General features: G+C 67.7%; 26 protein-coding genes. 11 read left to right on the forward strand and 15 right to left on the reverse strand.

All coding sequences use genetic code 11. The features are described 5' to 3' along the window. Window positions 1-8: 8 nt before the first annotated feature. From BMY12_RS12905 to BMY12_RS12925, 5 genes are all read left to right on the forward strand, one after another. Complete coding sequence (locus tag BMY12_RS12905; RefSeq protein ID WP_093286890.1) at window positions 9-1,022, forward strand: adenosine deaminase; 1,014 nt, start codon at window positions 9-11, stop codon at window positions 1,020-1,022. 10 nt (window positions 1,023-1,032) lie between these two features. Continuing rightward, complete coding sequence (locus BMY12_RS12910) at window positions 1,033-1,425, forward strand: VOC family protein (RefSeq protein ID WP_093286892.1); 393 nt, start codon at window positions 1,033-1,035, stop codon at window positions 1,423-1,425. Window positions 1,426-1,434: 9 nt separating this feature from the next. Continuing rightward, entirely contained in the window at window positions 1,435-2,478 is a 1,044-nt protein-coding gene (locus BMY12_RS12915) for an isopenicillin N synthase family dioxygenase (RefSeq protein ID WP_093286895.1), read from the forward strand. Between the two features lie 22 nt (window positions 2,479-2,500). Then, window positions 2,501-3,925 (forward strand): 8-oxoguanine deaminase, encoded by a 1,425-nt coding sequence (locus tag BMY12_RS12920; protein WP_093286897.1) that lies wholly within the window; start codon window positions 2,501-2,503, stop codon window positions 3,923-3,925. A gap of 68 nt (window positions 3,926-3,993) precedes the next feature. Next, window positions 3,994-4,800, forward strand: a complete 807-nt coding sequence (locus tag BMY12_RS12925; protein ID WP_218140189.1) for a phosphatase PAP2 family protein — start codon at window positions 3,994-3,996, stop codon at window positions 4,798-4,800. On the opposite strand, the gene BMY12_RS12930 is transcribed toward BMY12_RS12925, so the two are convergent. The 6 genes from BMY12_RS12930 to BMY12_RS12955 form a co-directional block, all read right to left on the reverse strand. Further along, window positions 4,772-5,389 (reverse strand): PqiC family protein, encoded by a 618-nt coding sequence (locus tag BMY12_RS12930; RefSeq protein ID WP_093286902.1) that lies wholly within the window; start codon window positions 5,387-5,389, stop codon window positions 4,772-4,774. The two genes, BMY12_RS12925 and BMY12_RS12930, sit on opposite strands and share 29 nt — an antisense overlap. After that, window positions 5,386-7,017, reverse strand: coding sequence for a PqiB family protein (locus tag BMY12_RS12935; protein ID WP_093286905.1), 1,632 nt, complete (start codon window positions 7,015-7,017; stop codon window positions 5,386-5,388). The genes BMY12_RS12930 and BMY12_RS12935 overlap by 4 nt, the downstream gene beginning before the upstream one ends. Then, a complete protein-coding gene (locus BMY12_RS12940) occupies window positions 7,014-7,655 on the reverse strand; it encodes a paraquat-inducible protein A (RefSeq protein WP_093286907.1) in 642 nt (213 codons plus the stop codon). The genes BMY12_RS12935 and BMY12_RS12940 overlap by 4 nt, the downstream gene beginning before the upstream one ends. Beyond that, the gene (locus BMY12_RS12945; RefSeq protein WP_093286910.1) at window positions 7,648-8,241 is read right to left on the reverse strand and encodes a paraquat-inducible protein A; all 594 of its coding nucleotides are present in this window, start codon (window positions 8,239-8,241) and stop codon (window positions 7,648-7,650) included. Before BMY12_RS12945 ends, BMY12_RS12940 begins: the two co-directional genes overlap by 8 nt. A gap of 295 nt (window positions 8,242-8,536) precedes the next feature. Continuing rightward, a complete protein-coding gene (locus BMY12_RS12950) occupies window positions 8,537-8,932 on the reverse strand; it encodes a group II truncated hemoglobin (protein WP_093286912.1) in 396 nt (131 codons plus the stop codon). Next, entirely contained in the window at window positions 8,929-9,474 is a 546-nt protein-coding gene (locus tag BMY12_RS12955) for a TlpA family protein disulfide reductase (protein ID WP_093286915.1), read from the reverse strand. Before BMY12_RS12955 ends, BMY12_RS12950 begins: the two co-directional genes overlap by 4 nt. A gap of 77 nt (window positions 9,475-9,551) precedes the next feature. Between BMY12_RS12955 and BMY12_RS12960 the strand changes: the two genes are divergently transcribed. Then, a complete protein-coding gene (locus BMY12_RS12960; RefSeq protein WP_218140190.1) occupies window positions 9,552-10,268 on the forward strand; it encodes a phosphoadenylyl-sulfate reductase in 717 nt (238 codons plus the stop codon). Between the two features lie 62 nt (window positions 10,269-10,330). Here the strand turns inward: BMY12_RS12960 and BMY12_RS12965 are convergent, their stop codons facing one another. From BMY12_RS12965 to BMY12_RS12975, 3 genes are all read right to left on the reverse strand, one after another. Further along, complete coding sequence (locus BMY12_RS12965; protein WP_093286920.1) at window positions 10,331-10,669, reverse strand: BON domain-containing protein; 339 nt, start codon at window positions 10,667-10,669, stop codon at window positions 10,331-10,333. Between the two features lie 145 nt (window positions 10,670-10,814). Beyond that, complete coding sequence (gene tal, locus BMY12_RS12970) at window positions 10,815-11,918, reverse strand: transaldolase (RefSeq protein ID WP_093286923.1); 1,104 nt, start codon at window positions 11,916-11,918, stop codon at window positions 10,815-10,817. A gap of 78 nt (window positions 11,919-11,996) precedes the next feature. After that, on the reverse strand, window positions 11,997-13,757 hold the full coding sequence (locus BMY12_RS12975; protein ID WP_177188998.1) for an ABC transporter transmembrane domain-containing protein: 1,761 nt from the start codon (window positions 13,755-13,757) through the stop codon (window positions 11,997-11,999). Window positions 13,758-13,940: 183 nt separating this feature from the next. Between BMY12_RS12975 and BMY12_RS12980 the strand changes: the two genes are divergently transcribed. After that, complete coding sequence (locus BMY12_RS12980) at window positions 13,941-15,290, forward strand: MBL fold metallo-hydrolase (RefSeq protein WP_177188986.1); 1,350 nt, start codon at window positions 13,941-13,943, stop codon at window positions 15,288-15,290. 8 nt (window positions 15,291-15,298) lie between these two features. On the opposite strand, the gene BMY12_RS12985 is transcribed toward BMY12_RS12980, so the two are convergent. From BMY12_RS12985 to purM, 3 genes are read right to left on the reverse strand one after another with little or no spacing between them, the layout of a single operon-like run. After that, window positions 15,299-16,000, reverse strand: a complete 702-nt coding sequence (locus tag BMY12_RS12985) for a DUF3108 domain-containing protein (protein WP_177188987.1) — start codon at window positions 15,998-16,000, stop codon at window positions 15,299-15,301. 5 nt (window positions 16,001-16,005) lie between these two features. Beyond that, the gene (gene purN / locus BMY12_RS12990; RefSeq protein WP_093286930.1) at window positions 16,006-16,671 is read right to left on the reverse strand and encodes a phosphoribosylglycinamide formyltransferase; all 666 of its coding nucleotides are present in this window, start codon (window positions 16,669-16,671) and stop codon (window positions 16,006-16,008) included. Window positions 16,672-16,696: 25 nt separating this feature from the next. Continuing rightward, window positions 16,697-17,728 (reverse strand): phosphoribosylformylglycinamidine cyclo-ligase, encoded by a 1,032-nt coding sequence (gene purM / locus BMY12_RS12995; protein WP_093286933.1) that lies wholly within the window; start codon window positions 17,726-17,728, stop codon window positions 16,697-16,699. A gap of 133 nt (window positions 17,729-17,861) precedes the next feature. Between purM and BMY12_RS13000 the strand changes: the two genes are divergently transcribed. The 3 genes from BMY12_RS13000 to hda are packed head-to-tail and all read left to right on the forward strand — an operon-like array spanning window position 17,862 to window position 20,225. Then, on the forward strand, window positions 17,862-18,473 hold the full coding sequence (locus BMY12_RS13000) for a DUF8605 domain-containing protein (RefSeq protein ID WP_093286936.1): 612 nt from the start codon (window positions 17,862-17,864) through the stop codon (window positions 18,471-18,473). A gap of 13 nt (window positions 18,474-18,486) precedes the next feature. Beyond that, entirely contained in the window at window positions 18,487-19,566 is a 1,080-nt protein-coding gene (locus tag BMY12_RS13005; protein WP_093286938.1) for an AI-2E family transporter, read from the forward strand. Beyond that, window positions 19,563-20,225 (forward strand): DnaA regulatory inactivator Hda, encoded by a 663-nt coding sequence (hda, locus tag BMY12_RS13010; RefSeq protein WP_093286941.1) that lies wholly within the window; start codon window positions 19,563-19,565, stop codon window positions 20,223-20,225. The genes BMY12_RS13005 and hda overlap by 4 nt, the downstream gene beginning before the upstream one ends. Here the strand turns inward: hda and BMY12_RS13015 are convergent. Together BMY12_RS13015 and wrbA are read right to left on the reverse strand one after the other, a co-directional pair. Continuing rightward, window positions 20,170-20,535, reverse strand: coding sequence for a DUF2069 domain-containing protein (locus tag BMY12_RS13015; protein WP_093286943.1), 366 nt, complete (start codon window positions 20,533-20,535; stop codon window positions 20,170-20,172). The two genes, hda and BMY12_RS13015, sit on opposite strands and share 56 nt — an antisense overlap. Then, window positions 20,532-21,125, reverse strand: coding sequence for an NAD(P)H:quinone oxidoreductase (gene wrbA / locus BMY12_RS13020; RefSeq protein ID WP_093286946.1), 594 nt, complete (start codon window positions 21,123-21,125; stop codon window positions 20,532-20,534). Before wrbA ends, BMY12_RS13015 begins: the two co-directional genes overlap by 4 nt. Before the next feature lie 146 nt (window positions 21,126-21,271). Between wrbA and BMY12_RS13025 the strand changes: the two genes are divergently transcribed. Further along, window positions 21,272-21,877 (forward strand): methyltransferase family protein, encoded by a 606-nt coding sequence (locus BMY12_RS13025; RefSeq protein ID WP_093286948.1) that lies wholly within the window; start codon window positions 21,272-21,274, stop codon window positions 21,875-21,877. Between the two features lie 114 nt (window positions 21,878-21,991). Here BMY12_RS13025 and BMY12_RS13030 read toward each other — a convergent pair whose 3' ends face one another. Then, window positions 21,992-23,704: a proline--tRNA ligase gene (locus BMY12_RS13030; RefSeq protein WP_093286951.1), complete on the reverse strand. Its 1,713-nt coding sequence runs from the start codon at window positions 23,702-23,704 to the stop codon at window positions 21,992-21,994. Between the last annotated feature and the right edge of the window lie 435 nt (window positions 23,705-24,139).

A 24,139-nucleotide genomic window follows, 5' to 3' on the forward strand; every position in this document is an offset into this window, starting at 1 on the left:
CTCGGATCATGCAAGACGCGGCCTCATTCATCCGCGGCCTGCCCAAGGCCGAGCTGCACCTGCATATTGAGGGCTCGCTCGAACCGGAGATGCTGTTCGAGCTGGCCGCCAAGCATCGCGTCGCGCTGCCCTACACCTCGGTGGAGGCGCTGCGCGACGCGTATGCTTTTTCCGATCTGCAATCCTTCCTCGACATCTACTACGCCGGCGCCAATGTGCTGCGCGACGAGGAGGACTTTTACGCGCTGACCCGCGCTTATCTGCTGCACGCCCACGCCGACGGCGTGGTGCACACGGAAATCTTCTTCGATCCGCAGACCCATACCGAGCGCGGCATCGCGTTCGACACCGTGATCCGTGGCATCCGCCGCGCGCTGCTGGAAGCGCAGCTGGAGCTGGGCATCACGCATCGCCTGATTCTCTGCTTCCTGCGCCACCTGAGCGCCGAGTCGGCGATGGCGACCCTGAGGCAGGCCCTGCCCTACCGCGACTGGATCACGGCAGTGGGCCTGGACTCTTCCGAGCGCGGACATCCCCCTTCGAAATTCGTGACGGTATTTGATCGCGCGCGCGCCGAAGGCCTGCTCACGGTCGCACATGCCGGCGAGGAAGGCCCGCCGGCCTATATCGTCGAAGCCCTGGATCTGCTGCACGTCAGCCGCATCGATCACGGTGTGCGTTGTCTGGAAGACGAGGCCCTGGTGCAGCGCCTGGTCCGCGAGCAGATGCCGCTCACGGTCTGCCCGCTGTCGAACGTGATGCTCAAGGTCTTCGCGCGCGCCGAGGACCACAATCTGCGCGGGCTGCTGCAGCGCGGCCTGTGCGTCACCGTCAACTCCGATGACCCGGCCTACTTCGGCGGCTACGTGGCCGAGAACTATCTGGCCATGCAGCGTGCACTGCAGCTCACCCGCGCAGAACTGATTCAGCTCGCGCGCAATTCCATCCTCGCCTCCTTCCTGCACAGCAGCGAGCAGAGCCGGCATCTCGCCGCCATCGAGGCTTACGCGGCCTCGCACTGAGCGCCCTCACATGTCACCGGGCCTCAGCGTCAATCTGTTCTGCCAGGATCTGGACCGCGTCTTTGATTTCTATCGCCAGCTGTTCGAGCTGGAAGAAGCCGTGGAGCACCGCTCGCCGATCTACCGCGCGCTGCGCATCGCCGGCAGCGACATCGGCTTTCATGCCCCGGCAGCGGTGGCGCTGCTCAACGCCGGCGCGCTGCGCGCACAGCGCCCCAGCGTCGCGCACTACCCGACCTTCCATGTCGACCGCCAGACCGAGGTCGATGCGCTCTGCGCACGCGCCTTGCAGCTCGGCGCCAGCCTGCTCAAGGCGCCGTATCTCACCTACTACCGCGCCTGGCAGGCGGTGCTGCAGGACCCGGAAGGCAATTTCTTCCGCATCAATCACTATCTGAGTTGAAGCCTTCCCATGGCCAGCGAGCTGCAGGTTCCGATCATCGACATTTCCGGCTTCGCCCACGGCGGGCAGGCGCAGCGCGCGGCGATTGCCGCCAGCGTCGGCGCCGCCGCGCGCGAAATCGGCTTCATGCAGATTTGCGGCCATGGCGTGCCGGACGCCGCCATCGAAGGCCTGAAAGCCGCCATCGATGGCTTCTTCGGCCTGCCCCTCGAAGACAAGCTGCGCTGCCGGCCGCCGAGCACCGAGATCAATCGCGGCTACACCGGCCTGCGCAGCGAGCGGCTCAGCTACAGCCTGGGCGTGGCCTCGCCGGCGGATCTGTTCGAGGCCTTCAACATCGGCAGCACCGTTTCGCAGCATCCCGGGGTGGCGCTGCCCGCCGAACACTTTCCGGAAAATCTCTGGCCGCAGCAGCCTGCTGCATTTCGCGCGCAGATCGAAACCTGGTTTGCCGAGGCCGGCGCCCTGGCGCGACGCATGACGCGCATCTTCGCGCTGGCCCTGAATCTGCCCGACGATTATTTCGTGCCCTTCCAGAACCGCTCCATCGACACCCTGCGTCTCAACAACTACCAGCTGCCGCCCGGCGACACGCGCGTGGAGCCCGGGCAGATGGGCATGGGCGGCCATACCGATTACGGCATCGTCACGGTGCTCTGGGCCGACGCAGTCAGTCCGGGCCTGCAGATCATGGACGGCGATGGCGACTGGCATGACATCGTGCCCGCGCCCGGGGCGATGCTGATCAATCTCGGCGACATGCTGGCGCGCTGGAGCAATGATCGCTGGCGCTCGACCCTGCACCGCGTGCTGCCGCCGGTGAACGGCCAGGGGCGTCTGATCCGGCGCCGTTCGGCGGCCTATTTTCACGATGGCAATCACGATGCCCTGGTCAGCTGCCTGCCCGGCTGCGCGGATGCCGATCATCCACCGCTGTATCCGCCGGTGACGGTGGGCGAGCACCTGAGCTTCAAGCTGCGCGGCTCGCGCGGCCTGGAACTCAACCCGCATTCCGAGCGCGAGGCGGCGCGCCTGCTGAGCGGCAGCGAGTAGCCGCCGCCGGCATACTGCGCGCATGAACACCGACAACGAGCAGATCCTGCTGCTGCACGGCGCCGCAGTGGTGGCCACCATGGACGCGCAGCGCCGCGAAATCGCCGGCGGCAGCGTGGCCGTGCAAGGCCGGCAGATCGCCTGCGTGGGCAGCGCCGCCGAGGTGCAGGCCTGGCTCGACGCCGAGCCCACGCGCCGCGTGCAGCGGCGCATCGATCTGACTGGCTGCGTGCTGCTGCCCGGCCTGATCAACGGCCATCATCATCTCTACCAGACGCTGACGCGCGGCATCGGCACCGCGCGCGGCCTGGCGCTGTTCGACTGGCTCAAGACCCTGTATCCGATCTGGGGCCAGATGCACGGCGAGGCGGTGTATGTCAGCGCCAAGCTGGGCCTGGCGGAACTGCTGCTCAGCGGCGCCACCACGGTGGCCGATCATCTCTACATGTATCCCAATGGCGCGCGCATCGATGATGAGATCGCCGCCGCACGCGAACTGGGTCTGCGCTTTCATCCCACGCGCGGCTCGATGAGCGTGGGCATCAGCCAGGGCGGTCTGCCGCCGGATCATCTGGTGGAAGACGAGGACGCGATTCTCCGGGACTGCCTGCGCGTGATCGGACAGTTTCATGATGCGCAGGACTATTCGATGCTGCGCATCGGTCTGGCGCCCTGCTCGCCGTTCAGCGTCAGCGGCGAGCTGATGCGCCAGTCCGCGCGCATGGCGCGCGCGCATGCGCGCGTGGGCCTGCACACGCATCTGGCGGAAACCATCGATGAGGACCGCTACTGCCTGGAGAAATTCGGCATGCGGCCGCTCGACTACGCCGAATCGGTGGAGTGGCTGGGCCCGGACGTGTGGTTCGCGCACATGGTGCATCCCTCGGGCGCCGAGATCGGCAAGCTCGCGCACAGCTGCAGCGGTGTCTGCCACTGCGCCAGCAGCAACATGATTCTGGCCTCGGGCATCGCGCCGGTGCGCGCGATGGTGGACGCCGGTGTGCGCCTGGGCCTGGGCGTGGACGGCTCGGCCAGCAATGACGGCAATCACATGCTGGGCGAGGCGCGTCAGGCCATGCTGCTGCAACGCGTGGGCTGGCCGGGTTTCGAATCGCGCGCCGACCGCATGTCGGCACGCGAGGCCCTGGAACTCGCCACACTCGGCGGCGCGCGCATGCTGGCGCGGCAGGACATCGGGCATCTGGCGCCGGGCATGGCGGCGGATCTGGTGGCCTTTCCCATCGACGGCATCGAGCACGCCGGCGCGCAGAGCGATCCGCTGGCCGCCCTGCTCTGCTGCGCGCCGGTGCGCGTGCGCTACTCCGTGATCAATGGTCGCGTGGTGGTGGACGAGGGCCGCATTCCGGGCCTGGATCTGCCGGCCCTGGTGCGGCAGCACAATGCGCAGGCGCAAGGCCTGCTGCAGCGCGCGGGGCTGGCACGCTAGACGGGAAAATCCGGCGACAAGGCGGCATGTTTAGAATGGCGCCCCGAACTGCCCAGCCCCGCGCCGCGATGAACCAGAACCTGGCCGCCACCTCTTTTGCCGAGCCCACGCAACAGCGCTGGCTGTTATGGCTGGCGGCGCTGTTGCTGCTGGCGCAGGGCCTGCTGGTTTACAGCAGTGGCTGGCACGGCGGCTTCAGCACCATCAACGACGCCGGCCGCCTGCTCAGCGACCGCCTCGCCGAAAGCCTCACGCAGCTGGGCGACAGCCTGCTGGCCCTGAGCCTGTTCCTGTTTCTGGCCAAGCGTCATCCGGCGCTGCTCTGGCAGGCGCTGCTGGCGGCCCTGATCGCCACCCTGCTCTCGCACGGCATCAAGTCGCTGGCGGCGCAGCCGCGGCCGGCGGCGCTGCTGGAACTGGACAGCTTCCGCCAGCTCGGCCCCGTGCTCCGGCGCGGCAGCTATCCCTCCGGCCACACCGTCACCGCCTTCGTCTCCGCCGCCTGCGTCGCCTGTTATCTCACCGCCCTCTGGCAGCGCGCGCTGCTGCTGATCGCGGCACTGGCCGTGGGTTTCAGCCGCGTCGCGGTCGGCGCGCACTGGCCCGTCGATGTCTGCGCCGGCGCAGCCTGCGGCCTGTTCTCGGCGTATCTGGGCCTTCTGCTGGCACGGCGCTGGCCGCTGGGCCTGCGCCCGCGTGTGCATCAGACCGTGGTGCTGATTCTGGCCGGCTGCACGCTCGCGCAGCTGTTCATGAAGCCGGAATATCCGCTGGCGCGGCCGCTGATCGTCTCGATCTCGCTGCTGGCCCTGGCCGTCGCCGCCCGCGATTACCTGCTGCCGAGGCTCAGCTCGCGGACGCTGGCGGACAGCTGAGGGTGCCGCCGGCCTGTGCAGCGCTGATCAGCGTGGCGATCTGATCGCCGACACGATCCAGCGCCTGCTGGATGCCGACCACCAGATTCTCGTAGCCGCCGGTCACCGCCAGGCTGACCGCGCTGGCGCAGGTCCAGCGCTGACGCGGGGCGCTGGCCGCGCTCACCTCCAGCACGCTCCAGCCGGCATCCAGGCTCACGCCGCGCGCCAGCTGCGCATCCAGGCGCTGCACATCGAGCAGCACGCGATACACGCGGGTATCCGGCGGCGGTGAAAGCTGCGAGACCTCGGCGACACCCAGTTTCTGCTTGAGCCGCGCCACCAGCGCGCCCCGCACTTCCTCGCCCAGCGGCGCGATCCAGCGCCGTGTCTCCACCAGCGCCACCTCGCCCTCGCCCTGACGCACCACCAGCTCCGGCTGATCCAGCTGCGCCGGGATGCGCACCGGCTGCACGTCCAGCACATAGGCCTGCGTGCGCGGTGCCAGCGCCTGCGCCTGCGGGCGCAGCAGCGTGTAGAAATGCGTGGGATCGGCGGCGCAGGCGCAGAGCAGCGTGGCCACGCAGAGCAGACTGCCGATACGGATCATGGCGCGGGCTCCGTCTTGCCGTTCTCGGCGGGTTCCTTGTTGTCCGGTTTGCCGAACACCAGGGATTCGGGGTGACGCTTGAGATACTCGGCCAGCTCACGCATGGCGCGCGCCATCTGCTCCACCGCCGCGAGCATCGCCTGGGTATTGCGCTGCAGCGGCGATTCGCCGGCGGCGAAATTCTGGTTGAGATTGTCCACCGCCGCATGCGCGCTGCGCAGGGCGGCCTGCGCCTCGGGCGCCAGCTGCGTGTCGAGCTGGCTCAGCAGATGCTCGCTGCTGGCGAGGCTGGCGTTGAGATGCGCGCCGATCTCGTCGAAGGGCACCTTGTTCAGGCGCGCCACGATATCGGCGATCTGTTGCTGGATCTGATCGAAATTGCCCGGCACCGTGGGAATCTCCAGCGGCCGGGCCGCCGCGCTGGCCAGCGTCACGGGGCGCGCGCCGCGCACAAAATCCAGGGACACGAACAGCTGCCCGGTGAGCAGATTGCCCGGCTGCAGCTGCGCGCGCAGGCCGCGTTCCACCAGCTTGCGCAGATAGGCCGCGCCGTCCGCAGTGCCCTGCTGCCGGTACAGCTCACCCAGGCGCTGCGGATACAGACGCGCATCCACCACCGCCAGCAGCGAGCGGTCCTTGGCGTTCTGCTCCAGCGCCAGCGCCGTGACCTTGCCCAGCGTCACGCCGCCGAAATCCACCGTCGCGCCCAGGTTCAGGCCGCGCATCGAACGCGCAAAGCGCATGCGCACATCCACCGGCGGACCATCCGGCGGCGCCAGGGCGGCGACGCGGGTGTCGAACAGCGCGAAATGGTATTTCTCGCTGGCGGCGGCGGCCGGCGCGTCATGCGGCGGCGCTTCGAAGGCGATGCCGCCAACCAGCACCGTGGCCAGAGCCTCGGTGTCGATCTTCACGCCGTCGGCCCCCACCGCCACGTCCACGCCGCTGGCGTTCCAGAAGCGCGTGTCGACGGTGACGAAGCGGTCGAAGGGCGCGTCGACGAAGACCTCCAGCGTCACCCCGCGACCGTCGTCGCGCAGCTGATGCGCCACCACGCGCCCCACCAGCTTGCGCCGGAAATACAGCGGCGAACCGATGTCCAGCGAGCCCAGGTCCTCGGCGTCGAGCACATAGCGCCGGCCCTTCTGATCGCTGGTCACCGCCGGCGGCACTTCCAGGCCGTGAAACTCGCGGCGCTCCTCGTGCGAGCGACCGACGTCCACGCCGATGTAGGCGCCGGAGAGCAGCGTGTTCAGACCCGAGACACCGCCCAGACCCACGCGCGGCCGCACCACCCAGAAACGGCTGTCCTCGACCGCGAGGCTGGCGGCGTCATGACTGAGCTCCACCGCCACCAGCACCTGCTGATGATCTTCGCTGAGCTGGATGCGGCGCACCTTGCCCACCACCACGTCCTTGTAGCGCAACTCGGTCTTGCCGGCCTCCAGACCTTCGGCGCTGTCGAAGCGGATCACGATCTCGGGGCCGGCGGCCAGCCAGGCACGCACCAGCAGCACGACGCCTGCCAGCGTCGCCACCAGCGGCACCAGCCACACCAGCGACAGGCTCCAGCGACGTGTGCGCTCCACGCCCGGCAGCGGCAGCGGCGCCTGCGGCTCCTCGCTCATGCACGGCTCCCGGTTTGCGGTTCGTCCCAGATCAGGCGCGGATCGAAACTCATGGATGCGAGCATGGTCAGCACCACCACCGAGGCAAAGGCGATGGCACCCGGACCGGCGCGCACCTGCGCCACCGAATTGAAGTTGACCAGCGCCACCAGCAGCGCCACCACGAAGATATCGAGCATCGACCACTGGCCGATGAATTCGATGAGGCGGTACAGGCGCGCGCGTTCGCGGCGGCGCCAGCGGGAATGCGCGCCGGCGCTGAGCAGCAGCGTAGCCAGCGCAGCGATCTTCAGCAGCGGCACCACGATGCTGGCCACGAACACGATCAGCGCCAGATCCCAGGCGCCGCTGCGCCACAGCGTCAGCACACCGCTGAGGATGGTGTCGTTCTCGCTGTAGAGCAGCGTGGAGGTCTGCATGATCGGCAGCAGATTGGCGGGGATGTACAGCACCGCAGCCGCAATCAGCAGCGCCCAGCTGCGCGACAGGCTGGCCGGCTTGCGCCGGTGCAGCGGCGCATGACAGCGGGGGCAATGCGGTGCCGCAGTCGCCGGCAGCGCGCGGCAGACCAGACCGCAGGCCAGGCAGCTGAGCAGGCCCAGGTCGGCGGCGCGCGGCAGCCCGGCGGCGCTACTCATCCAGACACTCCCAGAGCCGGTGCAGATCGAAACTGTTGAGCGCGGTCAGCAGCAGGGTCAGGGCGGCAAAGCCATACAGGCCCGGACGCGGCTGCACGGCGGCCAGCGCGCCCATCTTCACCACCGCTACCAGAGCCCCGAGCAGGAACACTTCCACCATGCTCCAGGGCCGCAGGAAGCGCAGGCTGTGCAGCGCATCGACCAGCAGGCTGCGGCGCAGGCCGCCGCGCCGCAGGGCCAGCAGCACCGCGCCCAGCAGCAGGATCTGCAGCAGTGGAAAGAAGAATGCGGTGAGCGCCACCAGCACCGCCACCGGTCCCACCTCGCTGTCCCAGGCAGCGTGGATGGCGCCCCAGAGCGTGCTCTGGCTGCTGCTGCCCTGCAGATCCAGACTGACGATGGGAAAGACATTGGCGATCAGGAACACCACGGCCGCCGCCAGGGTCAGCGCCAGCAGGGCGGGCGGCGCAAGATCGGCGCGATACAGCGGTGCGGCGCAGCGCAGGCAGCGCGCGCGCTGGCCGGGCTGCAGCGGTGCACGCTGGTACACGGTGTCGCAGTGTTCGCAGACGATCAGCGTCGGCATTGGCGCTCCCGGGCCTAGGGCCTGTTAACGCTGTGGCAATGGCTGCGACGGAGGTTGTTTTGCCGCAGGGCAAGGCGACAGACGCGCCGCTTGGTGATTCCAGGCCAGCGGCTGCCAACGCCGCCCTGCGGCCCCAGTAGTCCACGTGGGGCCCCGTCCCATCCGGCTTGCGCCGGAAATGGCGCGCAGCGGCCTTGCGGGACTTGGCCTTGGAACCACCAAGGCCTGCGTCCCGCGCCTTGCCAGGCGCCATTTCCGGCAGCAACGCAGCGATTGTCCATAGCGTTAACAGGCCCTAGGAGGCTTGCGTGGCGCGGTTGCGCATCCAGTCCGCCAGCGGCGCCAGCGCCGCCAGCAAGGTCTGGCACCAGGCCGGCGGCAGCCCGCTCTGCGCGCAGGCCTGCTGCATGCAGGCCAGCCACTGATCGCGTTCGCGCGCGCCGATGGCAAACGGCAGGTGCCGCGCCCGCAGGCGCGGATGCCCGAAGCGATCGGTGTAATGCGACGCCCCTCCGGTCCAGCCGCAGAGATACCAGAACAGCTTGTCGCGGGCGCCATCCAGGCGCGGCGGATGCTGCGCGCGCAGCGCCGCGTACGCCGGCTCGCTGTCCATCAGATCGTAGAAGCGGTCCACCAGGGCGCGCAGTGCCGCCTCGCCCCCGGGGAGGTTCTGATAAAGACCTTCATTCATGGCGGGATCATCGCATGCGCGGCTTCCGATGCGCTGAGCAGCGCCGCGATTTCCTCCAGCAGCTGGCCGCTGAGCAGCTGCGGGTCGTAACCCTCGTGACTGAAGGCCAGACGCCCCTGCGCGTCGATCACGAAGAGGCGCGGAATCGCGCTGACCCCATACTGCGCCCCGGCCTGGCCGTCGGCATCGCTGGCCAGCGTGATCGCCAGCGGTCCGAGCCGCTCGGCCAGGCGCCGGAACGCACGCCGGCTTTCCCGCCAGTTCACGCCGACGATGCACAGCCGCCCGGAGCCCACGCGCGCCTGCAGATTTTCCAGCACCTTCATCTCCTCCAGGCAGGGTGCGCACCAGGAGGCCCAGAAGCTCAGCACCACCACGCGGCCGCGCAGGCTCTCCAGGCGCAGCGGCTGGCCGGCGAGATCCAGACCCAGCGCCGGGGGCGCCGCCGTGCCCACGGCCGGCGAGGCCGCGGACGCCGGCGGCCCGAACAGCATCGCCAGCAGGCCGAGGCCCGCAAAAAATTTGGTTACAAGCTTATGCATTTTTGTAATTTGAAAATCGGAAAGCAGTCCTTACCGTAAACTGTGACCCCTGCCGAGCCAGGCTTCTGGAATTGTCCGTGTCTAACCTAGCTGAAAATCTCGAACCGCCATCCGCCGGCAACACCGCCGGACTGAGCGCTGCGGAACTGGCGGAGCTCAACCGCCGCTACGCGCCACTGGACTTCGAAACCCGCCTGCGCCAGTTCTACCAGGAATTCCCGGTGGACAAGGTGCTGGTCACCTCATCCTTCGCCGCGACCTCCGCCTACTTCCTGCACCTGATCTCGCGCATCGAGCCGCGCCAGAAGTTTGCCTTCATCGACACCGGCTACCACTTTCCGGAAACCCTGGCCTATCGCGACTACCTGATCGGCCTCTACCAGCTCGATGTGTTCAGCGTGCGCGCCGAAGACTGGCGGCATCAGTTCACGCAGACCGACAAGACTTACGAGAAGAACCCCGACTTCTGCTGCTCGATCAACAAGGTCGAGCCGCTGGACGCGATCAAGCCCAATTATCAGGTGTGGATGTCCAGCCTGATGCGCTGGGACACCGAGCATCGCGCGCAGCTCGAGGTCTTCGAAGAGCGCGGCGGCATCGTCAAGTTCAATCCCATGATCGATGTCACCCGCGAGCAGCGCGACGCCTACATCCGCGAGCACGACCTTCCCTTCCATCCGCTGGTGGCGCAGGGCTATCAGTCGATCGGCTGCACCCACTGCACCGTGCCCGGCGAAGGTCGCAGCGGCCGCTGGGTGGGCAAGCCCAAGACCGAATGCGGATTGCACCGCTGAAGCGTTTGAACGCCGCATAAAGCAAGGCCCGCCATCGGCGGGCCTTGTCGTTTGCATGCCGCTCACTGCGCGGCAGTCTTCAGACGCATGTCGTTCTTCACGTCCTTCACGCCTTTGACATGGCGCGTCACGTCCACGGCCTGATCCATCTGTGCCGAAGACATCACGAAGCCCGAGAGCTGCACGGTACCGTTCTGCGTCTCGACGCCGATGTCGGTGGACTTCAGACCCTTTTCCGCCAGCAGCGCAGTCTTGACCTTGGTGGTGAGCGCCGCGTCGCTCAAGTACTGGCCGGTCTGGGAAGTGGTGCTGTTGTCCTGGGCCTGTGCCAGCCCGGGCAGACCGCCGGCAAGCAGACTCAGACTCATCATTCCGGCAAGCAGCAGCTTGTGCTTGTTCATGGGGTAGCTCCTTCATCGCGATTGGCGAAGGCCGACGGCTGCCGGCCACCCGGTTCTGAAAGGCATCCTTCAGAACCGGGTCCAGCCTGCGGGCTACCCGGTTAACTCTCTCTGAACCGCGCGAGCTTACCGATTCACCGTCGGTTCACGGCGCCGACAGCAGACGCTCACGCTTGGCCGCCACCGCCGCCATCAGCTTGTCGTCGGCATCGACGAACAACTTGAGTCCGTCCACCACCAGCTGCTCGCAGATCGTCTCCAGCGACACCGACAGGCCGGACAAGGCATCGAGCGTGGCCTGCGCCTCGCCCAGTGCGTGTTCGAGCATGGAGCGCGCCTCGCCGTGATCGCGAAACGCATCCAGCGTCGCCGGCGGCACGGTGTTCACCGTCTCCGGGCCGATCAGCTCTTCCACATACAGCGTGTCGCGATACTGCGGATTCTTGGTGCCGGTGCTGGCCCAGAGCAGACGCTGCGGACGCGCGCGATGCTGCTGTGCCAGCTCACGCCAGCGCGGCGCGCTGAAAATCTGCTTGTAATCCTGATAGGCCAGACGCGCATTGGCGATGGCCACCTTGCCCTGCAGCTGGGGTGCGCGCGAGCCCAGCTGCGCATCCACGGCGCTGTCGATGCGGCTGACGAAGAAGCTGGCGACGCTGGCCAGCTGTCCGGCATCACCGCCGCGCGCCACATACTGCGCCACGCCATCGATATAGGCCTCGGCCACCGCGCGATACGCCGCGCGCGAGAACAGCAGCGTGACATTGACCTTGATGCCCTCGCCGATCAGGGTGCGCAGCGCCGCAACGCCAGCCGGCGTGCCCGGCACCTTGATCATCAGATTGTCGCGCGCCACCGCCTTGTGCAGGCGCCGCGCCTGCTCGATGCTGGCCTGCGCGTCGTGCGCCAGATGCGGCGAGACCTCCAGGCTCACATAACCGTCGGCACCGGCGCTGCGCTCGTAGACCTTGCGCAGATCATCCGCCGCCAGGCGGATGTCCTCGATGGCCAGCTGCTCGAACAGCGCCTGCGGTTCACGCAGGCCCTGCGCCAGCAGCGCCTTGAGGCTGGCGTCGTAATCGCTGCCGCTACCGACGGCCTTTTCAAAAATCGCCGGATTGGAGGTCAGGCCGCAGATCGCATCCTCTTCGATCAAGCGCCGCAGTCCACCAGAGAGCATCAGCTGACGATGGATGTAGTCCAGCCAGATCGACTGGCCCAGGGCGTGGACGGCTTGCAGGCGGTTCATGAGCGATTTCTGCCTTGGCGTGTAGCGAGCGTGCATTATCCACGCATGGCATGACAATGCGAATGTCGCGCGTGGTGTTCAGGCCACCAGCTGCAGACTCGCCAGCCGCGCATAAAGACCGCCGCTGCGGGCCAGCTCCGCCGGCGTGCCGATTTCCACCAGCCGGCCCTGCTCCAGCACCGCGATGCGGTCGGCGCGCTGCACGGTGGCGAGCCGGTGTGCGATCACCAGCGTGGTGCGGCCACGCATCGCCGCTTCCAGACCGCGCTGCACCAGGGCCTCGCTCTCGGCGTCCAGGGCGCTGGTGGCCTCGTCGAGCAGCAGCAGCGGCGGGTTCTTCAGAATCGCGCGGGCGATGGCGATGCGCTGCCGCTGGCCGCCGGACAGGCGCACGCCGCGCTCGCCCAGGAAGGTGTCATAGCCCTGCGGCAGACGCTGGATGAATTCATCGGCCAGCGCGGTGCGCGCCGCCGCCAGCACCTGCGCCTCGCTGGCATCCGGCCGGCCGTAACGGATGTTGTCGCGGGCATCGGCGGAAAACACCACGGCTTCCTGCGGCACGATGCCGATGCGCGCGCGCAGCGCGCGCGGATCCAGCTCGCGGATGTCCGTGCCATCAAACAGGATGCGGCCGCCGCTGACATCGTAGAAGCGCTGCAGCAGCTGGAACACCGTGGTCTTGCCGGCGCCGCTGGGCCCGACCAGGGCCAGGGTCTCGCCGTCCTGGACTTCCAGATCCAGGCCATCGAGCGCCGGCGTCTGCGGTCGCGAAGGGTAGTTGAAACGCACGGTTTCGAAGCGCACCCGGGCACGCGCATCCGCCGGCAGGGTTTTCGGCTGCGGCGGCGCCTGGATGCCGGGCACCGCGCTCACCAGTTCCATCAGGCGTTCGGTGGCACCGGCAGCGCGCATCACATCGCCCCAGACCTCGGAGAGCACACCGACGCCGCCGGCGGTGATGCCGGCGTACATGACGAAGGAGGTCAAGGCGCCGCTGCTCATGTCACCGGCGATCACCGCCTGCGCCCCCAGCCACAGCACGAAGACGATGGCGCCGAACACACCCGCGATCATGCCGGCCTGCAGCAGCGCGCGCACCCGCGTGCGGCGCACCGCCACCACGAAGCTGTTCTGCACCGCCGCACCGAAGCGCTGTGCTTCGTAAGCCTCGTTGGTGAAGGCCTGCACCGTGGGAATGGCATTGAGCACCTCGCCGGCCACCGCCGCGCTGTCGGCGATACGGTCCTGCGATTCACGCGAGAGCTTGCGCATGCGCCGGCCGGCAATGATCAGCGGCACCACCACCGCCAGCAGCAGGGCCAGGGTGATGGCAAACAGCTTGGCGCTGGTCACCGCCAGCATGATCAGGCCACCGAGAAACTGGAAGCTGCTGCGCAGGCCCATGGACAGCGAGGAGCCGACCACGGTCTGCACCAGGGTGGTGTCGCCGGTCAGGCGCGACAGCACCTCGCCGCTGCGCGTGGTTTCGAAATACTGCGGCGACTGCCGCAGCATGCTCTGGTAAACCGCGTTGCGCAGATCGGCGGTGACGCGCTCGCCGATCCAGGTCACCAGATAAAAGCGTCCCGCCGAGGCCACCGCCCAGATCACGGCGATGCCCAGCAGACCAAAAAAGTAGCGGTGCACCGAAGCGCCGCCGACGAAGCCGTGATCGATCAGCTGGCGGAAGGCCAGCGGCACCGCCAGAAAGGCCAGCGAAGCCAGACACAGCAGCAGCAGCGCCATCAGCAGGCGGCCACGATACGGGCGCAGGTAGGGCAGCAACTGGCCCAGCACGCCGAGGCGACGACGTGCAGCGCGCTCGCTGAGTGCGTTCACCGCCTCGGCGGCGACTTCCGGCAAATCCTCCTGGCGCTGGTCCTGCGACACGTCGGGTCTCTCCTCACGATGCGGGGCGCCATGGTGGCGAGCCGTGGCCGGCGCGTCAAAGCCGCGTTGCCGCAGCCCAGTGGCTGCCACGATAATCGTCACCTTAAGCCGGGCCAGTCCCCTGAGAGTGCGATGAGCAAGATTGTCGATGCCGTGACCGTGGTGATGATCTGTCGCGGCCGTCTGCTGATGGTGCTGCGGCAGGGCTTCCTGGCCGCGTTTCCCGGTTACCAGGCCTTCCCCGGCGGCAAGGTCGATGCCGAGGACAGCGAGGGCGCGACGCCGCCCGCGCACTGGGGCGCGCACGAGCCGCGCCTGCTGCGCGCCCTGATCCGCGAGCTGCGCGAGGAGCTGGACCTCGACCTGCTGGCCCTGGCTGCCAAGACCCATATCCGCGCGCTGGGCGTGGCGCTGACGCCGCCGCATCAGCCGCGCCGCTTCAACACCTATTTCTTCCAGGTGGAACTGGACGAAGAACCGGCGCTGAAGGTCGATGCCCACGAGCTGCAGGCGGCGGTCTGGCGCACGCCGCAGCAATGGCTGGAACTGCGCGAACGCGGCGAGGCGTTGCTGGCGGTGCCCACCATCGCGGTGGTCCAGGCCCTGGCGCAGAACCTGAAGCCGGAGAATGTGCCGGGCCTGGACTTCCGTGATCGCCCGCCGCAGGAACTGCCGATGCTCGACAACGTGCCGGGCCTGCGCATCATGCCGGTACGCTCCAACACCCTGCCGCCGGCCGAGCACACCAACTGCTTTCTGCTGGGCGATGCGCAGTCGCACCGCGTGCTGGTCGATCCCTCGCCCGGCGATGCGGCGGAGTTCGAAAAGCTCTGCGCGATGGTCGAGCGTCACGGCATCCACGAAGTCTTTCTCACCCACCATCATCCCGATCATCACGAACGCAGCGCCGATCTGGCGCGCCGCTTCGCGGTGCCCATCGGCATGTCGGAAGACACCCAGCAGCGCATCCAGGCGCGCTGCGGGCAAGATTACTTCGCGAACCTGGCTGTGCATCACTACCGCGAAGGCGATGTGCTGTGCCGCTGGCGCGGCGAGGCGGTGCGGGTGCTGGCGGTGCCCGGTCACGACGAAGGCCAGCTGGCACTGATGCCCGACAACCGCGCCTGGTGCATCGTCGGCGATCTGATCCAGGGCATCGGCACCGTGGTGATCAGCAAGCCGGAAGGCGACATGGCCAAGTACTACGCCTCGCTGCAGCGCCTGATCGATCTGGACCCGAAAATCATCGTGCCCTCGCACGGCATCGCCATGGGCAGCACCTATCGGTTGCGCGACACCCTGCATCACCGTCAGCTGCGCGAGCAGCAGGTGCTGTCACTGTGGAACGCAGGCCACGAGATCGACGCCATGCTGCCGCTGATCTACAAGGACGTGGACCCGCGTCTGCTGCCGCTGGCGCGGCGCAATATCGAAAGTCATCTGCACAAGCTGCGCGAGGAAGGCGTGCTGGCACGCAGCTGACGCGGCGCTCAAGGCCGCAGCGACATCATCAGCTGCTGCTTGCCCTTGTAGAGATGCTCGACGCGCACCACCGCGTAATGACGGGAGGGCGCGATCCAGTAACGCTGGATCTTCTTGGGATTGTCGACGCGCTCGACGCGGATGCTGTCGAAGCTGCCGGCCTCGGTCTGCACCTTCTCGCGCGCCTTGATCGCGTAGCGATAAGTCTTGGGCTGGCCGGTTTCCAGCACCGTGAATTCCTGCTCGGCACCGATCTCTCCGGCGTGCTGCATGGCCCAGATGCGGATCGCCTCGCGCACCACGAAGCGGTCGTAGACCGGCGGCGTTACCGACAGCTCGGTGACGGTGCCGCCCTGCAGGCGCTTGATGCGGCGACCGTCCTCGGAGAAGTCCAGCGTGAAATTGTCCTTGGAGTTGCCGCTGACCGTGTACTCGAAGTGCTGCGGCACGATCGCGCCGTCCTTCACGCAGAAGCGGCTGGCCTCGCGCGGCTCGCCATAGCTCCAGCGCACCAGCGCAATCGGCGTGGTCTGCGAGACGTAATCGAAGCAGTCAGCGCCGCGCGGCTTGAGGCTGATGCTGCCCTCGCCCAGCGCGATGCCACCCCAGGCCACGCTGTAGCGTTCCTGATGCGGCGTCCAGTCCTGCTCCGGCGCCGCCGCCTGCGCCGCGCCGATGCCGAGCAGCAGCAGGGCCAGCAGCTTGGACATGCACTTCATCGGAACTCCGTCTCCAGATCGGTCAGGCTCAGCGGCTCGCCGAGCATCTTGCCACGCAGGCTGACGCGCCCGTCGTCAGCCATCGTCAGCTCGCCGCGCGCCATCCAGGCCACCGCCTGCGGATAGATCTTCAGCTCCACTTCCTGCATCACGCGCTCGGCGAGCGCTTCGGCATCATCTTCGATCCGGCGCTTGAATTGCCCCTGAATGATGCGCGGCCCGCCGTCGAGTTCCTCGGTCACAAAATGCACGGTGGCACCGTGCTCGGTCTCGCCGGCATCGATCACCGCCTGATGCGTGTTCAGGCCGGGATGACGCGGCAGCAGCGAGGGATGGATGTTGAGCAGGCGGCCCGCATAGGCGCGGATGAAGGCCGGCGTGAGAATGCGCATGAAGCCGGCCAGCACCACGAAGTCCGGGCGCGCCTCGGCCAGCACCCGCAGCATCGCGGCATCGAAGTCTTCGCGGCTGGCGTAATCGCGATGCGCCAGCGTGGCCGTGGCGATGCCGGCCTGCTGCGCACGCAGCAGGCCGCGCGCCTGGGCGCGGTTGCTCAGTACCAGTACGATCTCACCGTCGATGCGCTGAGCCGCACAGGCCTCGATCAGCGCCTGCAGATTGCGTCCTTCACCGGAAATCAGGACCGCGATACGTGCGCTCATGCGCGCATCGCTGTGAGCAGAGGCCTCACGCGTAGCGCACCTCGTGCTTGCTCTTCACCACCTCGCCCAGCAGCCAGGGCTTGAGCCGGCTCTTGCGCAGGCTGGCCAGGGCTTCATTGGCCCTGGCACGCGGCAGCACCAGCACGAAGCCGACGCCGCAGTTGAACACCCGCCACATCTCTTCCTGTTCGACGCCGCCCTGCTCCTGCAGCCAGTCGAAGATCGCCGGGCGCGTCCAGCTCTGCGTGTCCACCACCGCACCGATGCCCTTGGGGAAGCAGCGCGGCAGATTGCCGGTGATGCCGCCGCCGGTGATATGCGCCATGCCGCGCACGGGAATGCCCTGCTCCAGCAGCTTGAGCACCGGCTTCACATAGATTTCGGTGGGCGCGAGCAGCGCATCGGCGAGCTTGCCGGCACCGAAGGAGGCATTGAGATCGGCGCCGCTGACTTCGATGATCTTGCGGATCAGCGAGTAGCCATTGGAATGCGGGCCGGAGGACGGCAGTGCGATCATCACATCGCCGGCCTTGATCTTGCTGCCGTCGATGAGCTTGGACTGCTCGGCCACCGCCACGCAGAAACCGGCCAGATCGAAATCGCCCGGCGCATACATGCCCGGCATCTCGGCGGTCTCGCCGCCCACCAGCGCGCAGCCGGCCAGCTTGCAGCCCTGCGCGATGCCCTTGATCACCTGCGCCGCGACCTTCTGCTCCAGCTTGCCGGTGGCGTAGTAGTCGAGGAAGAACAGCGGCTCGGCGCCGGAGACCAGCACATCGTTGACGCACATCGCAACCAGATCCTGCCCCAGACCCAGCACGCGACCGGTGTCGATGCCCAGGCGCAGCTTGGTGCCCACGCCATCGGTGCCCGAAACCAGCACCGGCTTCTTGTACTTCTTGGGCAGGCTCACCAGCGCGCCGAAGCCGCCGACGCCGGCCAGCACCTCGGGGCGGCGCGTGGACTTGACGATCTTCTTGATGTCGTCGACCAGCTCATCGCCAGCGTCGATATCGACGCCGGCATCGCGATAGCTCAGGCCGGTGGTTTTTTTCATGAGGCGGATGCTCGAAATTTCGTGAGACGGCAGAAAAACAGGCGGCCCGCCGAGGTGGCGGGCCCTGGATGCAGCCGCATCTGGCGGCAGCGCTGCCTGTTATTTTAGCCCGGCCGCCCGGATAATTCGGCCCATGCACGATCTTCTCCGCTCCCTGACCCTGGTTCTGGCCCTGCTCGTCCCCGGCATCTGCCTCGCGCAGACCGGCGGCGACGCCTACGAGGGCCGCGTCGATGTTGCGGACCAGAGCCCGGCCGCGCGCGATCCGGCGCTGCGCGAGGCCCTGGCCCAGGTGCTGGCACGCGTCAGCGGCCCCAGCGCCGCCGCCGGCGCACCACAGATTCTGGCGCGCAGCAGCAGCCTGCTCTCCCGCTACGGATACGAGCGCAATGCCAGCGGCGGTCTGCAGCTGGTGGCGGTGTTCGACCGCAGCGCGGTGGATGCCCAGCTGCGCGGCGCCGGCCTGCCGGTCTGGGGTTATGCGCAGGCGGCCGCCGAACAGCTGCCGGTTGCGCTGCGCGGCGTGCAGAACACCGCCGATTACGTGCGCGCCGTGAACGCCCTGCGCGCGCTGCCCGGTCTGCGCAGCCTGAGCGTGCAGAGCGCCGCCGCCGACCATCTGCAGCTGCTGCTCAGCATCGAAGGCGGTGCCGCGCGCATCGCCAGCGCGCTGGCCGGCAACCGCGATCTGGCGCTCGAAGGCACGGCGAGCGCAGCGGGTCTTGCGCTGCTGCTGCGCCACTAAAAGACGGCGCCCCATGCCGACCCACAATCCGCGCTGGTGGCCCTGGGCCCTGGGCGCTGCCGCGGCGCTGCTGCTGATCTGGTCGCTGACGCCGATCCTCGCGCCCTTCGCGGTCGGCGCGGCCCTGGCCTATATCGGCGATCCGCTCGCGGATCGGCTGGAGCGTCTGCGCCTGTCGCGCGGCGCGGCCGTAGGCCTGGTGTTCCTGTTCTTCAGTATCGTCGCGGTGCTGCTGGGCCTGTGGCTGGTGCCGCTGCTGTTCGAACAGACCGTAGCCCTGATCCGCAATCTGCCGGACTGGATCAACTGGATCCTCGACGTGGGCCTGCCCAAGCTGGGTCTGCCGCCCTACACCGGCGCGCGCCTGGACGCCGGCGCCCTGCAGCAGCTGCTCAGCGAGCACTGGTCGGAAGCCGGTGGCATCGCCAAGACCCTGTGGCTGCGCGTCAGCGAATCGGGCAAGGCGGTGCTCGAGGCGGTGGCCAATCTGCTGCTGATTCCCATCGTCAGCTTCTATCTGATGCGCGACTGGGATCGCCTGGTGGCGGCGATCCGCGAGCTGATTCCGCCCCGCCATCTGCCCAAGGTGCGCGAGCTTGCGCGGGAGTCCGACGCGGTGCTCGGCTCCTTCATCCGGGGCCAGCTCACGGTGATGGCGGCGCTGGCCACGGTCTATGGCCTGGGCCTGACCCTGATCGGCCTGAAGCTGGGCCTGATCATCGGCGTGATTGCCGGCCTGCTCGGCTTCGTGCCCTATCTGGGCTTCGTGGTCGGCATCGGCTCGGCGATGATCGCGATGCTGGTGCAGACCCATGAGCTGCTGCCCCTGGTCTGGGTGGCGGTGGTGTTCGGCATCGGCCAGTTTCTGGAAAGCTGGTTTCTCACGCCCATCCTGGTCGGCGACAAGATCGGCCTGCATCCGGTGACCGTGATCTTTGCGCTGCTGGCCGGCGGCCAGCTGTTCGGTTTCACCGGCATTCTCATCGCCCTGCCGGCCTCGGCGGTGCTGGCGGTGCTGGTGCGTCATGCCCGCGCGCAGTGGCTGCGCAGCCCGCTTTATCACGGGCCGCAGGAGCCGCCGGAGGCGCCATGAAAGGTCAGCAGCTGGCGCTGGCCGTGCAGCTGCGCGAGGCGGCCAGCTTCGCCAGCTACTGGGCCGGCCGCAATGCCGCCACGGTGGCGACCCTGCGCGCGCTGGATCGCGATGGTCTGCTCTATGGTCCCGCCGGCAGCGGCCGCACGCATCTGCTGCAGGCCCTGTGCCGCGAGCGCGGCGGCGCCTATCTGCCGCTGCGCGAATGCCGCGACTATGGCCCCGAGGTACTGGACGGTTTCGACGCGGCGCCGCTGCTGTGCCTGGACGATCTCGATGCGGTGCTGGACGACAGCGCCTGGGCGCTGAGCCTGCTGCGCCTGCTCGACCGCCGCCGCGCGGCCGGCCTGCAGACCGTCGTCAGCAGCGAGCACCCGCCCGAGGCCCTGGCCACCCTGCCCGATCTGCGCACGCGTCTGGCCGCCGGCGTGCTGCTGGGCTTGTGCGCACTCAGCGACGAGGAATGCGCGCAGCTGCTGCAGGAACGCGCCCAGGCGCGCGGCCTGGAACTGAAGGACGAGGTGGTGCGCTGGCTGCAGCGCACCCAGGCGCGCAGCCCCGGCGCGCTGCTGGAAGCGCTGGAGCGTCTGGACCGCGCCTCGCTCAGCCAGAAGCGGCGCCTGAGCCTGCCTTTTGTGCAAGCGACGCTCGCGCGCTGAAACGCACATAGAGCATCAGTGCCACGAACTCCAGCGCCGCCAGCAGCGCCAGACCAAAGGACCAGTGCTGCGCCTGCGGCCGCGCGTAGCCATCGGCCAGCAGCAGCGCGCAATAGATGGCCAGCAGCATGCTGGCCCAGGCGTAGGTGTAGCTGCGGCCGCGCAACAGGCCCGGCAGCGGCCAGCACAGCAGCAGACCCGCGAGCAGTGCGAGCTTGCCGCCGGTGGTGATCAGCAACAGGCTCAGCGCCACATGGCTCAGCAACACCAGCAGGCGCACCACCTGGACCGGCAGCGGACGTGCGCTCATGCCAGCTTCAGCGCCAGCTGCGCGACGCGCCGGCCCAGCGCCTGACACAGCGCTTCCTCATCGCGGGACAGGGCCTTGGGCTGTGCACCGCTGCCGGCGTGATGGCTGGCGCCGTAGGGCGTACCGCCGGTGCTGGTGCTGCTCAGCGCCGGCTCGCTGTAGGGGATGCCGACCAGCAGCATGCCGTGATGCAGCAGCGGCAGCATCATGCTCAGCAGCGTGCTCTCCTGCCCGCCGTGCAGGGTGCCGGTGGAGGTGAACACCGCGCCCGGCTTGCCGGACAGCGTGCCGGACAGCCACTGCGCCGAGGTGCTGTCGAGGAAGTGCTTGAGCGGCGCCGCCATATTGCCGAAGCGCGTCGGGCTGCCCAGCAGCAGGCCCGCGCATTCGGCAAGATCACCGGGCTCCACATAGGGCGCGCCGGTCTCGGGCACCGCCGGTCCGCGCTGCGTGTGATCGGCGCTCACCGGCGGCACCGTGCGCAGCCGCGCCTGCGCGCCGTCCACGGACGCCACACCGCGGGCGATCTGCCGCGCCATCTGCGCCACGGAACCGTTGCGCGAGTAATACAGCACCAGGATGTCGGCCATGCTTAAGGATTGGTGATGGGACCGCTCAAAAAGAGCACCATTGTAAGAGCCGGCTCCGCCAGCCGAAAATCCATGCTGCAGACTGCTTGATCGCGGTCGCAATGATGTAAGCTGCAGCACTTTTTTTAACTACCGACCCTCGTTCCATGGCCTTGTTTGCCCGTTATCGTATCGGCATGTCCCGCGTGCTGGTGTTGCTGCTGATTGTCGTCCTGCTCTTCAACGGCAGCTACTGGGACCAGAACAACTGGATCGTGGGTGACATCGCCGCCGTGATCGGCCTGACCCTGATCAGCATCGCCAGCGTCGGCCGCCTCTGGTGCAATCTCTACATCGTCGGCTACAAGAACCGCGAGCTGCTCAGCACCGGTCCGTATTCGATGTCGCGCAATCCGCTGTACTTCTTCAGCGCGGTGGGCGCGGTGGGCATTGGCCTGGTCAGTGAAAGCCTGCTGCTGACGGGCCTGATCGCAACGCTGTTCGCCATCGTCTATCCGCGTGTGATCCGCGCCGAGGAGACGCATCTGCGCAAGGTGCACGGCGCCAGCTTCGACGCCTATGCGGCGCGTGTGCCGCGCTTCTGGCCGCGCTGGTCGGCGCTGCAGGAGCCGGAGCAGTGGACGGTCTATCCGCGCGAATTCCGCAACCACCTCTCCGATGTGCTGTGGTTCGTCTGGGCCGCCGCCATGCTGCTCTTGATCGGCTCCCTGCACGCACGCGGCATCCTGCCGGTGCTGTGGTGGATGCCATAACAAGAGCCCTCGAAAGCTCAAGAAGCTCACCAAGCCGCCAAGAACGCAAAGGCGCTAAAAGCCGTCAGGCTTTTTTGCGCCTTTGCGTGATTCCTTTCGCCGCCCGTCCCTGATTCAGGCCAGCTTCGCCAGCACTGCCGCGGTGCTGGCGTCGATCAGCTCGGCCTTCTCGGCGCGACGCGCCTTGTACTCGAACTGGCCCGTGGCCAGGCTCTTGTCGCCGATCACGATGCGATGCGGAATGCCGATCAGGTCCGCGTCCGCGAACATCGAGCCCGGGCGGTTGCCGCGATCATCGATCACCACGTCCACACCAGCGGCCTGCAGCTCGCGATAGAGCGTATCCGCCGCACTCTTCACCGCCGCCGACTTGTCGCTGCCGATCGGGCAGATGATCAGGCGGAACGGGGCGATGGCATCCGGCCAGATCATGCCGCCGGCATCGTGTGACTGCTCGATCACCGCTGCCACCAGACGCGAAACGCCGATGCCGTAGCAACCCATCTGCGGGGTCACCGCCTGCCCGCCTTCGTTGAGCACGGTGAGCTTCATCGCCGCGCTGTACTTGGTGCCCAGCTGGAAGATGTGGCCGCCTTCGATGCCACGGTAGTAGCGGATGGTGCCGACACCGTCCGGGCTCGGATCACCCTCGGCGATCACGCGCAGATCGGCGGTCTGCGGCTCGGCGCAGTCGCGGCCCCAGTTGGCGCCCGTCAGATGATGGTCGTTGTCGTTGGCGCCGCAGACGAAGTCGGCCACTTCCGCGGCGGCGTAGTCGGCAATCAGCGGCACCGGGCAACCGACCGGGCCCAGATACCCGACCTCGCAGCCGAACACGCGCTGCACGTCCTGCGGATCGGCCAGGGTCATGGGGCTGGCGATCAGCGGATGCTTGGCGGCCTTGATCTCGTTGAGCTGATGATCGCCGCGCAAGGCGATGGCGACCAGGCCCGAGGCGCTGGCGCCTTCGGCGGCCTTCACCACCAGCAGCTTGACCTTGCCGGTGAGCGGCACGTTCAGGAACTTCGAGACCTGCTCGCAGGTTTTCTGACCCGGCGTGGCGACCTTGCTCAGCGCCGCCGTGGCCGCTGCGCGCGGCTTGCCGGAAGGCCGGGTTTCTGCCGCCTCGACATTGGCTGCATACGTGCCGTTCTCGGCCACCGCCAGCAGATCTTCACCGGAGCCGGCGAGGATGTGGAATTCCTCGCTCATCGCGCCGCCGATGTTGCCGGAGTCGGCTTTCACCGCACGGAAATCCGCGCCCAGGCGCGTGAAGATGCGGATGTAGGCCTGCCGCATGTTCTGGTATTCGCGGCCCAGGTCCTCGGCGTCCATGTGGAAGGAATAGGCATCCTTCATCAGGAACTCGCGCGCGCGCATCACGCCGAAGCGCGGCCGGCGTTCGTCACGGAACTTGGTCTGGATCTGGTAGTAGTTCACCGGCAGCTGGCGATAGCTGCGGAAGTCCTGCTTGACGTGATGGGTGATCACTTCCTCATGCGTCGGCCCCAGGCAGAAATCATTCTGGTGGCGGTCCTTGAAGCGCAGCATCTCGGCGCCCATCACCTCCCAGCGACCCGAGTCCTGCCAGAGCTCGGCCGGCTGCACCACCGGCATCGACAGCTCCAGCGCACCGGCGCGGTTCATCTCTTCGCGGACGATGGCTTCGATCTTGCGGAGCGTGCGCAGGCCGATGGGCAGCCAGGTGTAGAGGCCGCTGCCCAGGCTGCGGATGAAACCGGCGCGCAGCATCAGCTGATGGCTGATGACCTGGGCGTCGGCGGGGGTTTCTTTGCTGGTGGCCAGCGGGAACTGCGATAGGCGCATGGCGGGAAAAAGTCGGCTGAAAAGAAGCTGCGCAGGAGCGCGCGAGCCGGGCATTGTAACGGGCAAGCAAGGCCTGGTGCGCCGGCATCGCGCAGGATTTTGCGGCTCGTCGGCTGCATCCTGACGGACCGCCGCTGCTGCATTGACCCCACCCCGGCGCCAGTGTATAACGCCCGCCTTTGCGTAAACTCGTTCACTTTTTTTCGCGGGGCGGAATTGATGAAAGCCCAGAAAAAATCTGCGAAAGGCGCCGGAAAACCGGCTAGCTCCACTCGTCCCGCAGCGCCCAAGAAAAGCGCCGCCAGCTCGTCGTCGAAAAGCAAGGCTGCCGTGAAGCCCGCCGCCAAGGCGGCTCCCGCCAGCAAGGCCCACCCGGCCCCACCCACTCCCGTTCCCGGAAAATCCAAAGTGCAAGATCAGAGCACGTCGAAAGCC

It is taken from the genome of Solimonas aquatica, assembly GCF_900111015.1.
GTDB lineage: Bacteria > Pseudomonadota > Gammaproteobacteria > Nevskiales > Nevskiaceae > Solimonas > Solimonas aquatica.